This window comes from Limosilactobacillus portuensis (assembly GCF_014838735.1).
Lineage (GTDB): Bacteria > Bacillota > Bacilli > Lactobacillales > Lactobacillaceae > Limosilactobacillus > Limosilactobacillus portuensis.
This window is the reverse complement of sequence record NZ_JABUXQ010000012.1, coordinates 26080-38541: the sequence shown is the minus strand read 5'-3', so window position 1 is coordinate 38541 and position 12462 is coordinate 26080. Positions and strand designations below refer to the sequence as shown.

15 protein-coding genes are annotated in these 12462 nt (G+C 38.8%); all 15 read right to left on the bottom strand.

Features of this window, described 5'->3' with window-relative positions; genetic code table 11:
• Positions 1 to 220 precede the first annotated feature (220 nt).
• Positions 221 to 1996, bottom strand: a complete 1776-nt coding sequence (locus tag HUK49_RS05355; RefSeq protein ID WP_191912959.1) for an ABC transporter ATP-binding protein — start codon at positions 1994 to 1996, stop codon at positions 221 to 223.
• Between the two features lie 32 nt (positions 1997 to 2028).
• Entirely contained in the window at positions 2029 to 2649 is a 621-nt protein-coding gene (locus HUK49_RS05350) for a MarR family winged helix-turn-helix transcriptional regulator (protein ID WP_191912958.1), read from the bottom strand.
• A 544-nt stretch (positions 2650 to 3193) separates the two neighbouring features.
• Positions 3194 to 4678, bottom strand: coding sequence for a HAMP domain-containing sensor histidine kinase (locus HUK49_RS05345; RefSeq protein WP_102169451.1), 1485 nt, complete (start codon positions 4676 to 4678; stop codon positions 3194 to 3196).
• Between the two features lie 9 nt (positions 4679 to 4687).
• Entirely contained in the window at positions 4688 to 5374 is a 687-nt protein-coding gene (locus HUK49_RS05340; RefSeq protein ID WP_003717285.1) for a response regulator transcription factor, read from the bottom strand.
• 192 nt (positions 5375 to 5566) lie between these two features.
• A complete protein-coding gene (gene rpmF / locus HUK49_RS05335) occupies positions 5567 to 5746 on the bottom strand; it encodes a 50S ribosomal protein L32 (protein ID WP_003717284.1) in 180 nt (59 codons plus the stop codon).
• A gap of 52 nt (positions 5747 to 5798) precedes the next feature.
• Positions 5799 to 6365 carry a YceD family protein gene (locus HUK49_RS05330; protein ID WP_191912957.1) on the bottom strand — a complete coding sequence of 189 codons (567 nt, stop codon included), beginning with the start codon at positions 6363 to 6365 and terminating at the stop codon, positions 5799 to 5801.
• Positions 6366 to 6442: 77 nt separating this feature from the next.
• A complete protein-coding gene (locus HUK49_RS05325; protein WP_191912974.1) occupies positions 6443 to 7585 on the bottom strand; it encodes a nucleotidyltransferase in 1143 nt (380 codons plus the stop codon).
• An 8-nt stretch (positions 7586 to 7593) separates the two neighbouring features.
• Positions 7594 to 8337, bottom strand: coding sequence for a class I SAM-dependent DNA methyltransferase (locus HUK49_RS05320; protein ID WP_191912956.1), 744 nt, complete (start codon positions 8335 to 8337; stop codon positions 7594 to 7596).
• The gene (gene rsfS / locus HUK49_RS05315) at positions 8337 to 8693 is read right to left on the bottom strand and encodes a ribosome silencing factor (protein WP_102169158.1); all 357 of its coding nucleotides are present in this window, start codon (positions 8691 to 8693) and stop codon (positions 8337 to 8339) included. Before rsfS ends, HUK49_RS05320 begins: the two co-directional genes overlap by 1 nt.
• Entirely contained in the window at positions 8694 to 9311 is a 618-nt protein-coding gene (gene yqeK / locus HUK49_RS05310; RefSeq protein WP_191912955.1) for a bis(5'-nucleosyl)-tetraphosphatase (symmetrical) YqeK, read from the bottom strand.
• Positions 9304 to 9954: a nicotinate-nucleotide adenylyltransferase gene (locus HUK49_RS05305; RefSeq protein WP_191912954.1), complete on the bottom strand. Its 651-nt coding sequence runs from the start codon at positions 9952 to 9954 to the stop codon at positions 9304 to 9306. The genes yqeK and HUK49_RS05305 overlap by 8 nt, the downstream gene beginning before the upstream one ends.
• 15 nt (positions 9955 to 9969) lie before the next feature.
• Entirely contained in the window at positions 9970 to 10281 is a 312-nt protein-coding gene (gene yhbY, locus HUK49_RS05300; protein WP_102169155.1) for a ribosome assembly RNA-binding protein YhbY, read from the bottom strand.
• Between the two features lie 14 nt (positions 10282 to 10295).
• Positions 10296 to 11423 carry a ribosome biogenesis GTPase YqeH gene (gene yqeH / locus HUK49_RS05295; RefSeq protein ID WP_191912953.1) on the bottom strand — a complete coding sequence of 376 codons (1128 nt, stop codon included), beginning with the start codon at positions 11421 to 11423 and terminating at the stop codon, positions 10296 to 10298.
• Positions 11416 to 11946, bottom strand: coding sequence for a YqeG family HAD IIIA-type phosphatase (locus tag HUK49_RS05290; protein WP_148444568.1), 531 nt, complete (start codon positions 11944 to 11946; stop codon positions 11416 to 11418). Before HUK49_RS05290 ends, yqeH begins: the two co-directional genes overlap by 8 nt.
• A 150-nt stretch (positions 11947 to 12096) precedes the next feature.
• A complete protein-coding gene (gene rplT / locus HUK49_RS05285) occupies positions 12097 to 12450 on the bottom strand; it encodes a 50S ribosomal protein L20 (RefSeq protein ID WP_003717274.1) in 354 nt (117 codons plus the stop codon).
• Between the last annotated feature and the right edge of the window lie 12 nt (positions 12451 to 12462).

Genomic DNA, 12462 nt, shown 5'->3' with positions numbered 1-12462 from the left:
CCTTAACAATATTAAGTTATCCGCTTACATTATAAGCCTAAATCAACAAAATTTGTACAAACGATCACAATTCATTGCTCTCTACATATAATTATGAAGCCGTGACATAAGCCCTATTGCTTAGATAAAGTATGAACAGTCCAGTACACAAACAGGAGCGTAAAAACGAGGTCATAAATGACTTCGTTTTTACGCTCCCATCCTTTATCCAATATTCTGTTTAATTTTCTCCATTACTTGCCTTAAATTGATTGTGAACATATTCAGCATAAAGCGGTGTACTCTTAATTAATTCCTTATGAGTACCGGATCCTGAAACTGTTCCATGATCAATAAAGTAAATTTGATCAGCATCTACAATGGTACTTAAACGATGCGCAATTATTAAGGTAGTTCGTCCCTTCATCAGGGTTGCTAATGCTTTTTGAACCATTGATTCTGATTCAGAATCGAGACTAGCGGTTGCTTCATCAAGCATTAAGATCTTTGGATTACGCAGGAATGCCCGAGCAATTGCGATTCGTTGTCGTTGACCACCAGAAATTTTAACACCACGTTCACCAATTTCAGTATCAAGTTGGTTATCTAATTTCCGAACGAACTTATCTGCATACGCCATTTCCAATACCCGCCATAGTTCATCATCATTCACTTCACGGTCCAAGCCATAGATCAGATTTTCGCGAATCGTTCCTGGCATTACCGCTGAATTTTGACCAACTAAGCCAATTTGTTTTCGCCAGTAACTAAGACTGATATTATCAATGTTTTCATTACCGATTTTAATTGTTCCAGCAGTTGGCTGGTAGAAACGTTCAATCAGCGAGAAGATCGTCGTCTTTCCACCACCAGACGGACCAGCAAATGCAACCACTGTATTTGGTTTAGCAACCACATTAATATCATGTAAAATTTGCTTTCCTTCTTCGTACGCAAAGTCAACATGTTCTAGTTTCAATGGCTGATCAATTACCGTAATCTCTTTTTCTGCTTTAGCCTTTTCTTCATCTTCATTGAGCATTTCTTGGATCCGTTCAGTTGAGCCACTAGTCTTGGCTAACTCGTTAAATAATTGACTAACCATCATAACGGGACCCATCATTTGGAAAAGATACATTAAGAAGGAAATTAGCGTCCCCATTGATAATGAATGGTTCATTACACGGACCGCACCATAGCTTAAAACACCGATGAAGAGCACCATCATCATCATATTTGTTAATGGGGTCGTTAACGAGTTAATTTTTGCTTCCTTAACACCAATATTGTATAGGTTATTAATTCGTTGTTTTCCGGTAACTAATTCTTTTTTCTCCGAATTTGAAGATTTTACTAAGCGAATTTCACTAAGAATATTAGTTGAGTCTCCGGCAAAATTTGCCAATTCATCTTGTCGCTTCCAGCCAATCCGTCCAGCAATCTTCATTACCGGCATTACAGCGACAAAAACAATTGGGACCGTGATAAAAATAATCGCCGTCATTTTCCAGTCCATTGCAATCATGATCACTAACGCACCGACGAACTGCAGTAAGGATGTCAACGCATTGGGAACGGTATTTGCTAAGAGGTTCTTCACTTGAGAAGTATCGTTAGATAAACGCGAAGCAATTTCACCGGTTTTAGTCCGATCAAAGTAGCGAACAGGTAGCTTTAATAATTTTTCCCATAACTCACGCCGGAGGTTAGCCACAACATTCTCACCAAATACACCAAGAATTAAACCAGAAAAGGCACTAATAATTGTTCCAGCAATAAATAAGCCAATTGTGATTACGACTAATTCTTTATCTAAGTGACCATTATAACTATTGATTAGCTTTTGGGCCATCTTAGGAACCCATAAATTGATTCCAGTAGCAACCAGTCCAATTATAATCCCCAAAATGAACTGCCAATATTTAGGATGAACCTGGTTAATTAATTTAAAGAAGCTTCGAAAATTAAAGCGGCCATGCCCCTTTTCTACTCGAAGTCCGCCATGTCGTTCGTTCATATTCTCTCATCTCCACTTATTATTTTGATTAGCTATTTTTTATTACCAGCAATAATCTTGTCTAGTAACCGTGCTAATTCTGCTTTTTCATTTGCTGTTAAACAGTCAAATAAATGACCAAACATTTCCTTTTGTTGATCCTCAACTTCGCTTGCACGTGCCTTTCCTAGGTCAGTTAAGAAGATTAGGGTAGCTCGTTTATCAGTAGGATCGGTTGTTCGCCTAATATAACCATCATCTTCTAGCTTCCCAAGCGATTCCGAAACAGATGATTGGTTAATACCAGCTTGAGCAGCAATTTGCTTTGCACGAATTCCCTCAGGAGCAGCGGCAATAATCGTTAGCAGATTTTCCCGAACTAATCCTTGACGCCCTGAAAAGTCTGGTTGCCGACCGTTCATCATTGAAAAGGCGCCATTCATTGGCCGATCTCCCGACATTGTTCGCCTACTTCTTGGTGAAAATTGATGATCGTTAAACATTCCGTTGGGTCCGATTCCCCTACCTGGAAATTCTTGACCGTCTCTTCCCAAGCCAAAACCAGGCATTGAACCTTGGAATGGCTGATGAGCATTTGCAAATGAATTTTCCCTGAGAATCACTAAGCTCTTCAACATTTTTTTAATTAATTCCATATTACTAATTTCAGTCATTATTAACTCTCCCTTTCTTTACCAATTTTTTGCTAGTTTAACTAATTTTTCTTCACGTCAGCAGTTGATAACGTGTTACTAGATAAAATAAGGATTAAGATCCCTATCATCACTATTAAGCCAATCAGTTGATGGATAATCATATCATTTCTCCTACTTAATATATTATATGCTTCGGTACCGATGTCTATAATATATTACTAGTAATTATTTTTGTCAATATATTTTGGTACCAAATTATTTTTTGTTACCTCGTTATAATACTAGTCAGCTAGGATAGAACAAAATAAGCGCTCAGAGTACGAAAATCTCGCACTTTGAAATTCCGGTTCTACAAATATTCAGTATTGATAAATAATTTTCCATCTGTCGGTGCTTGAGGTATTTCAATTAATAAAAAATGGTTCACCATCAATCAATAATGATTGACAATGAACCAGAATCCTTATTCATATTTATCAAAATACTCCCCATCACTGAGAGTAAAATAAAGTCACAATTAACTTAGTAATTCACTTTACTTCAAAGATATTAAAACAATTTCTCATTTAGTATCTGTATCTAGGTTATCTTCTTCAACGATCGGTAAAATTATCCGAAAAATTGAGCCACCACCTAATGAACTTTCAAGGGTAATCGAACCATGATAGCCTTCAATTAATCGTTTGGCAATAGAAAGTCCTAACCCATTGCCACCTTTTTTCCGACTACGCGCCTTATCAACTCGGTAAAAGCGGTCAAAGACCTTCTTAACATCTTCAGGAGCAATTCCTTCACCGAAATCCTGAACACCAATCTCAACAGTATTCATCCCACGAGAAAGCGAGATATGAATCTCTTTCCGCTCCTGTGAGTATTTAATCGCATTATCACATAAAATTACCAATACCTGTTCTAGATGATCACGGTAGATATTACTAATAACCGGTGAATGAAGATCATCATCTAAAGTAAAAGTAAACTCTGGATAAAGCATTTTAAAATTATTAAATACTTGATGAACCACATCATTAACTACTGTTTGTTGATTACGGAAGTTAATTTCGACCTGTTCCGCACGACTCAAATCGAGCATCTCTTGAACCAGGTTCTTCATTCTTTTTGTTTCGGCAAGAGAAGCATTTAGTGACTCCGCTAATACTTGAGGATCATCCTTTCCCCAGCGCTGAAGCATTTCCAAATGTCCCTGAATAATTGCGACCGGTGTTCGTAATTCATGACTCACATCACCAACAAATTGCGATTGCTGATCGATATACCGTTGCATTCGGTCCAACATTTCGTTAAACATTGCAGTTAACTCTGCTAACTCATCATTTCTTCCCGTTACAGGAACCCGAATATTCTTTGTCGGGTCCTCACTAATTTCTTTTACCGTATCATGAATATCGCTTAATGGTTGAAGAAGGAAGTACGATAAGAAGTAGCCCAGTAATCCGCTTGTTAGAATCACTAGTAACATAGCAAAGAAACAAACTAATTTGAATTGATTGTAACTCTTATAGTAAGCATTTAGACTATTTTCTACTTTTAGGTAACCAATCAACTGGTGATTCCTATTAGAATAAATTGCTTGCGTTCCAGCAAGAACATTATGCTTGGGACCAGGAACCTCTTTAATTCGTTTGTCCTGTGAGAATTGGAAATGACTTAGCGGCTTACCAGTACTAAAGATATTCTGCTTGTTAGGAGTATAAATGTTAACAATCAGGTGCGAATCACTTAATTCTTGAATAATTGGTCGCCGATAACGTTGGCCATTAACAAAATCATCCCGTTCATGCTCAGGAATAATAATATTATTAATCCCGGTCTTGCTTAAGACTGTGTTACTGCGTCCTAGCTGCTGACTGATTACGTTCATTCCTGAATTAAGCAGCTCACGCTCAGAACTTAAGAGATTCTGCGTAAAAGCACTGAACAGCGACATCGCGACCATGCAAAAGATCAAGAAAGAACCAATAGAAGTTCCTAACGCCCATTTTAATTTTAACGAGAAAAATTTCTTTTGTTTTTGTGATTTTTCCATCAGTCAATCCTAGGAACGAATAACGTATCCTGTACCCCGAACTGTTTGGATGTAGCTCTTCTCACCAGGTCGGTCAATTTTATTCCGTAAGTAACGAATGTAAACATCAACCACGTTAGTTTCAACCTTAGAATCGTAGCCCCAAACTTTACTCAGTAGTTCTTTCCGTGACATTACAACATTAATGTTTTCCATTAGGATCAGAAGAAGTTCATATTCTCGCTTAGTAAGGTTGATTACCTCATCGCCACGACGAACAACCCGATTCTCTTTTTCAATTGTTAAGTCCTTATATTGGACAGTCGTCTGATGTTCCTTATTGCTGCTATCTTCAATATTGATTCGCCGTAACAAAGCACGAACACGAGCTAAAAGCTCTTCAATTGCAAACGGCTTTACAATATAATCATCTGCACCATGATCAAAGCCAGATACTCGATCGATCACAGAGTCCCGAGCAGTCATGATAATAATTGGTGTATTTTTTAATTCACGAACCCGTCGAGCGACTTCAATCCCGTTTAGTTCTGGTAACATTAAATCAAGTAAAATGAGATCAAAGTCCTGGTTAAGAGCTGCTTGCAGTCCTGCACGACCATCTAATTCAACATCGGTCTCATAACCCTCATGCTTAAGCTCCATCTCAACAAACTTTGCTAAATTTTCTTCATCCTCAATAATTAAAATTCGACTCATTGCTTTCACCTACACAATTAATTCTTATTTCGCACATTAATAAAACACAATAATTTTATCACAATTTTCTAATAAACCCCAGCCTTAATATGGTGATGTTTGAAGTAATGTCCACGTAATAAATTAAATTTTAAAAATAAAAAGACCCTTTCAGGTCCGGCGCCTAGAAAAGGATCTTTCTTAATATTGATATTAGTTGTTAGTATCAACAACTTGCTTGCCATCGTAGTAGCCACAATTTGGACATACCATGTGTGACTTGCGAAGTTCACCACAGTTTGGGCAAGGTGCAAGACCAGGTACACTCAACTTGATGTGACCCCGACGCATACGCTTCTTAGTCTTTGAAGTCTTCCGTGCTGGAACAGCCATGTTTGACACCTCCTAAGAAATTAATTATCCACAAATGGTTGTTAACCGTCCGCTACTTTTTTTCATCCTGATCAGGAAATAGTTTTTTCAACTTAGCGAGACGTGGATCAACTTTTTTAGCATTCTGCTGATTAGCTTTATAGTCATCTTCAGTGATAACTTCCCAGCCTTTCCCGTTTGGTAATGACTTACCATCACGTTCATCATCAGAAAGAACTCGTAGCGGAATTTGCTCAACAATGTTTTCGGCCACGGCTTCATCAAAATCAATCTTTTCACCGTGCTTTAAGACAAAGACAATCGCATCATTATCCTCGTCATTTTCATAACGAGAAAGGTGTGCAGGATCATCTACATATGTCTCTGTAAACGAAAAATCGAGTGGCAATGCTACGGGTGTTAATGATCGACTAGAAGGCACAGTTACCGTTGTCTGTACATGAGTACTAATGGTAACATCCCCCTGATCATAACTAACATATCCATCAACCTTAACTGGTTGAACAGCCAAGATGGTGTCCGGAAATGATGTTGTTAAAATCTGGTTTAAATCGAGGGTTGTCTGAATGTGTAGCGGTTCATCTGAATAACGATGCAACTCTGCTATTGACCATTTCATCGTATTAACCTCCTAATGCAACAAGCACAATTATACTAGTCACAAATTTGCTTGTCAATGTTTTATCCTTGACACTTTTAATTCCCTTTACGAACAATAATTGGTGCATGTTTAACGTCTTGTTCCACGTCAGTAAACATTTGATATAACTTTCCTGCCCGATAATCTAAATTAACTAAGCCATCATGTTCATCCTGACCAATCTTGGTTAACAAAGGATATTCCACCTTCTTTTTAACCTGGTGCAAATACCCTTGTCCCCGTTCTGTAAATCCAAGAACATGCAAGTATGGATGAGCACCGGCCTGAGCTATTTGAGAGTTTGTAATTTCCATTACGGCATACAAGCACACACGGAGTAAGCGTGAATAGGTATACCGTTTTGTTTTCACGCGATGAATAAAGCCTTGAAACGTTAATTCGCATTCTGCAGCCTCACGATAACGATACTCTAATCCTTCAGCCATTTGGTAAATCTGGTGAAGCTCTTCTACTGGAGTTTGAATTAGAAAATTCCTTAATAACGGGTATAGTTGTTCCCACTTTGGTAATTTTTTTAATTTAGCTAGTGCAGTTACAGTCTCTGCGGGCGTTACTCGGTCAATTGCCTCGTGAAGCTCAACTGCCCTGCGAATTGCGCTTGCACTAGCAATTGTACCGGTAACCGTTTGATCATGATACTGACTTCCCAAGCGATTAATTGGGTGAAGAGCAATTGGATACTGATTGTCAATGATTGCTTTATAGTACGCAAAAGCCAAAATATCGTTTGGATCTGTTAACTGATGACCAGTTAATTCGTTTAATTGTTGGTTAAATTGCGTTGCATAGGTTGCATTAAATTGTTCAAAAGATTTCTCATTAAAATGCCTTTCTGCCGTTACAAGCTTTGGGAAATCCCACGATGGGTGTTCTGCACCAAAAACCACATCATTTACCTGTAAATCGTTTAGTAATTGTAATGCTCCCGCTGCAAAGCGATGGGAAGGCTGAACAGCCATAAAAACAGGTAATTCTACTACTAGATCAACGCCGTTTGCCAGTGCTGCTCGTGTTCGCTGCCATTTATCAAGAATTGTCGGTTCTCCACGTTGCGTAAAATTACCACTCATTACCGCAATTACTACATCAGCATTCGTAATCTTTTTTGCCTGCTCAATATGATAAATGTGCCCATTATGAAACGGGTTATATTCGGTAACTAACCCAACTGCATGCATCCTAGCTCCTATTTCTGACATTTAAAGAACCACCGCTCATCTTTATCAGTTACCTTATTTTGCCCAAAGTTACTGTAGACCTCAATCCGTTTGAAGCCAACTTGATTTAACGCTGTTTGCAGTTCTACCAACTGATAGGCTCGCTCAAAATGAGTTTCGCCAACCCGCTGATACTCACCATTGCTTAACTGATTGAAAAAAGCTAACTCATGGATTACCCCATGCTTAACCTCATCATCCATAAAACTTCGCCACATAAATGCATGGCGGTGATCCTCGTCTTCATAGTTATACATATAGCCTGGATAGACAACATCAGTTTTATAGGGACTTATCATATCAAATAAAAAGATACCATCAGTGGTCAAATGCTCATAAACCTGACGAAAAGTCATCCGCACGGCATCTATGTCATCTAGGTAGTTTAGCGAATCAGCATAGCAGGTCACTAAATTATATTGAGGTAAATTAGTAAGGTTCCGCATGTCGGCCTCAATAATTTTCAAATTAACTCCTGCTTCATCAGCATGTTGACTTGCAAGGCTTAACATTTCAGAAGAAAAATCGGCAACCGTAACATCATAGTGGCGTTGAGCTAACATTACAGCAAGACGACCAGCACCTCCAGCAAGCTCTAAGACTTTACTCTCCACAATAACTTGTCCGTAATTCAAGGTAAAATCAAGCCAACGATTATACAGCTGCTGGTCAAATAATTGGTCGTATAGTTGGGCAAAGCTCTGGTAAATCATTAATCATTAACCCATTCACTAATATTAACCATTGGTGCATCTGACCATAACTTTTCAAGGTTATAAAAGGCCCGCGTTTCTTCACGGAAAACGTGAACAACAACATCGCCAAGATCAATTAGTACCCATTGGGCATGATTTTTCCCTTCGACGCTTCCAATATTAACTTTTTCTTCATGCGCTTTTTCGATAATCGCATTGGCAATTGCTTGTACTTGACGGTCAGAGCCACCAGTCATAATCACAAAGTAATCTGCCATTGGACTAATTTGGTCGACCTTTAAAGCAACAATATCCTCAGCCCGACGACCGTCACCGGCTTTAACTGCCATTTCTAATAGTTGTTTACTATCCATCTAGTTTATCTTCCTTTCATATTTTGGTACCCAAGCATTATAGGTTTCAATTGTCTTTGGGTAAACGGGTTTATTATTTGCAATCAAATATTGAAGAGTATGTTTAGTCTGATATGCAACCCCAGCACCAAGATCATCAGCCGTAATTTTTCGTGCTGTTTGAACTCCATCAAAATCCCGTGCTGGTTCAATATAGTCTGCCATATAAATTACTTGTTCTAGCTTACTCATTATTGCAGCCCCAGTTGTATGATGCCGAACCGCATTTAGAATATCCTCATCCCAAATGCCGAGCTCATCTTTTAACAACTCAGCACCAACAACACCGTGCCAAATGGCATTCCCGTAGTTTAACAATTCTGGTGACATTTTTTTATCCTTAATTACTTGGATAAAAACATCATCTGGACGTTGCTTTGCATAATCATGACAAAGACCAGCGATACTAGCCTTTTCGGGATCAACTCCATTAGTCTTTGCCAATTTAATTGCTGTTTTCTCAACTCGAAGTACATGATTAAAGCGTTTCGGACGTAATGCTAAGTGCAGACGTTCTATCAATTCGTCCCGAGTTAATGGAATATAGTGTTTTTGATATTTAATTTGCTCTTCACTCATGATAAAGTCGGTGCTCCTTTATGTATTGTGCAACCTTTTCTGGAACCATGTACCTAATCGACTGCCCCGTTGAGATTCGATGACGAATATCAGTTGAACTAAAAGCAACTAACGGAATGTCAACCCAAATTACCGGATAGTTGGTTTCGTTCTTCGCGCCTTGCCGACGAACTCCCACAAAATGAAAACGGGGTAGCTTTACTAGGTCATTAATTTGGTGCCATTTCGGCAAGTAATCTACCATATCACCACCAATGATAAAGTAATATTCCGTTAACGGGTTTTGTTCCAGCAATTGCTTCATTGTGTCATAGGTATAACTGACCCCACCACGTTTCAGCTCTGCCATTTCAATTCCAAAACGACTATTACCACTAATTGCTAACTTTAACATGTCAACCCGTTCTTGAGCATCAATAGCACTTTTATGATCAATATGCGGAGGAATAAAATCCGGCATAAAATCAACCCGATTTAAACACAATAAGGATAGAACCTGATCCGCCACAAGTAAATGAGCATTATGAACTGGATTAAATGTTCCGCCATATAGGCCGATCCGCTGGCGCTGCTGATTAGGAGCAAGTTGGGGTTGTGACTTAGTAACTGTTTTTGTACTTGTTAAAACTCCACACTGTTGCAAAAAGCTTCACCTCAACTAGATCTTCTTTACCCGTGATGATAATTCCCGAGCATCCTTGTTTGCAGATACCTTAAAAAGAACTAGTACCCGACCGATGATTTGGACAACCTGAATTTCCGTTTGACTCTCGATAAAGTGTTGAACATCTTTAGGCGTCACATCAGAATTTTGGAGAATATTAACCTTAATTAATTCTCGATGATCTAATGCCCCATCTAATTGATCAACCCAGTTTTGAGTTAATCCTTCCTTACCAACCGCAAAAATTGGTTGAAGATGGTTAGCTTGTGCCCTTAAAAAACGTTTTTGTTTTCCTCTTAATTCCATTCTATACCTCTTTTTTAAATCATTGCTCGCCGTACTAAACTTGAAACACCCCTTGGGACCCAGGCAGCAACGGTTGTCCCTGCTGGAACAGTGATCCAGCCCAAGCCTTCAAACACAACATCATTCTTCTCGGATAAGTGAAACTCTTGACGTTCTAATGGTGGAAATTCTTTTAATTCGTCTTTCGTTGGTGGTGTTAATAATTCGCCAAGATGCTTTTCATAAAAGCGATCAGCATTGCCCAGCTTTGTCCGATGAAGGGGAAGGTTATTATCAAAGTAAGCAATTATCCCCGCATGATGACCTGTTAAGTAATCAAAACGAGCTACTCCACCAATAAAAATAGTCTGTTCCGGATCCAATTGATAAGTCCGTGGCTTAATTTCCTTCTGTGGTGAAACATACTTTAAATCCTTAGCTGATAAAACATGAGCCATTTGATGCTGGTGAATAATTCCTGGAGTATCGATTAACTGATGACCATCATCAAGCGGAATTTCAATTTTATCTAAGGTTGTTCCCGGAAATTTAGACGTTGTAATTAGTTCTTTAATCCCTGTTTGTTGTTTAATTATTTGGTTAACCAGTGTTGATTTACCAACGTTAGTTACCCCAACAAAATAGACATCCCGTTCTTGCCGATATTTATCAATCTCTTCTAACAAGTAATCAATTTGATGATTCTTTTTGGCAGATACAAGAACCGTATCAATTGGCCGTAATCCTGCTAAATTAGCTTGCTGACGTAACCAATCACGAAGCTTCGAACGTCTTAACGAACGAGGTAACAAGTCTTCCTTATTGCCGACAAGTAAAACTGGATTTGAACCAACAAAACGATGCAATCCCGGAATTATACTACCGTTAAAATCAAAAATATCAACAACATAAACAATTAGCGCATTATCATTCCGAATTTGACTAAGAAGACGAAGAAAGTCATCATCACTCAAAGAAACTGGGGCAATTTCATTATAATGCCGGAGTCTAAAGCACCGTTGGCAATATAGTTCGTTGTTCTTCAATCCTTTTTCGAGCGCTGATTGAGGAGTATAGCCGGGTTCTTTGGGATCAGTTGTCTGAATCTTTGCTCCACAACCAATACATCTTAAATCATCACGATTTTGTTTTTCTTCAGTCATTCAAATCCTCCTGCCATTTTAAATTCGGATAATGCCGGCGCAATTCACGCCAGACATACTTTTCTATCAACCGATTCATTCTGGTAGTCCACTTATCAGTTTGGACGATTGGCTTAACCAAAATACTCCGAACTCCAGCTTGATGAGCAGCCAGCATATCCGTCATTAGCTGATCGCCAACCATTACTACCTCATTCTTAGCTAAGCCTAGTTTTTTACGAGCTCGGGTAATCCCAAAGCTTAACGGTTTTAAGGAACGTGACATGAATGGTAGTTTTAAATTAGCAACAGCTTTGGCAACTCGCTTCTTGTTATTATTTGAAATAACAATTAACGGGATCCCCGCTTCCTTTAGTTCTGCCATCCACTGATGTAATTCCGGTGTTCCCTCCGGATTATTCCAAGCGATCAAAGTATTGTCTAAATCACTAAAAACAGCACGAATACCATGAGCCTTTAATTGTTCAGGAGAAACTGAATAAATACTCTCTACCATCCATGTTGGTTTAAACTCTTCTAACAAAGTCATACCTCTCAAATAATTACTATTATTCTAATTATAACGATTGTTTCTTCCAACCGCTACTCTTAACGGCCTAATTAATCTGGGAAAATAAAAAAGCAACGATCCACTGGCTACTCACCAATGACCGTTGCTTCATTTTAAGAACTCTTAGTTAAGAGCCTTCTTTGCTTCGTCAACGATAGCCTTGAATGCTTCAGCATCGTTAACAGCCAAATCAGCTAACATCTTCCGGTTAATGTCAATGTTAGCTAACTTCAAGCCATGCATTAACTTGCTGTAGCTAATATCGTTCATGCGTGCAGCAGCGTTAATCCGGGCAATCCAAAGTTCACGGAACTTACGCTTATTAACCTTCCGGTCACGGAAAGCATAAGTGTAGCTCTTCATTACTTGATCCTTAGCAGTCTTAAAAAGACGGTGCTTTGAACCACGGTAACCCTTTGCTAATTTCATAATGCGCTTACGACGTGCGCGCGTAACAGTTCCACCTTTAACTCGCATGTTGAATTCCTC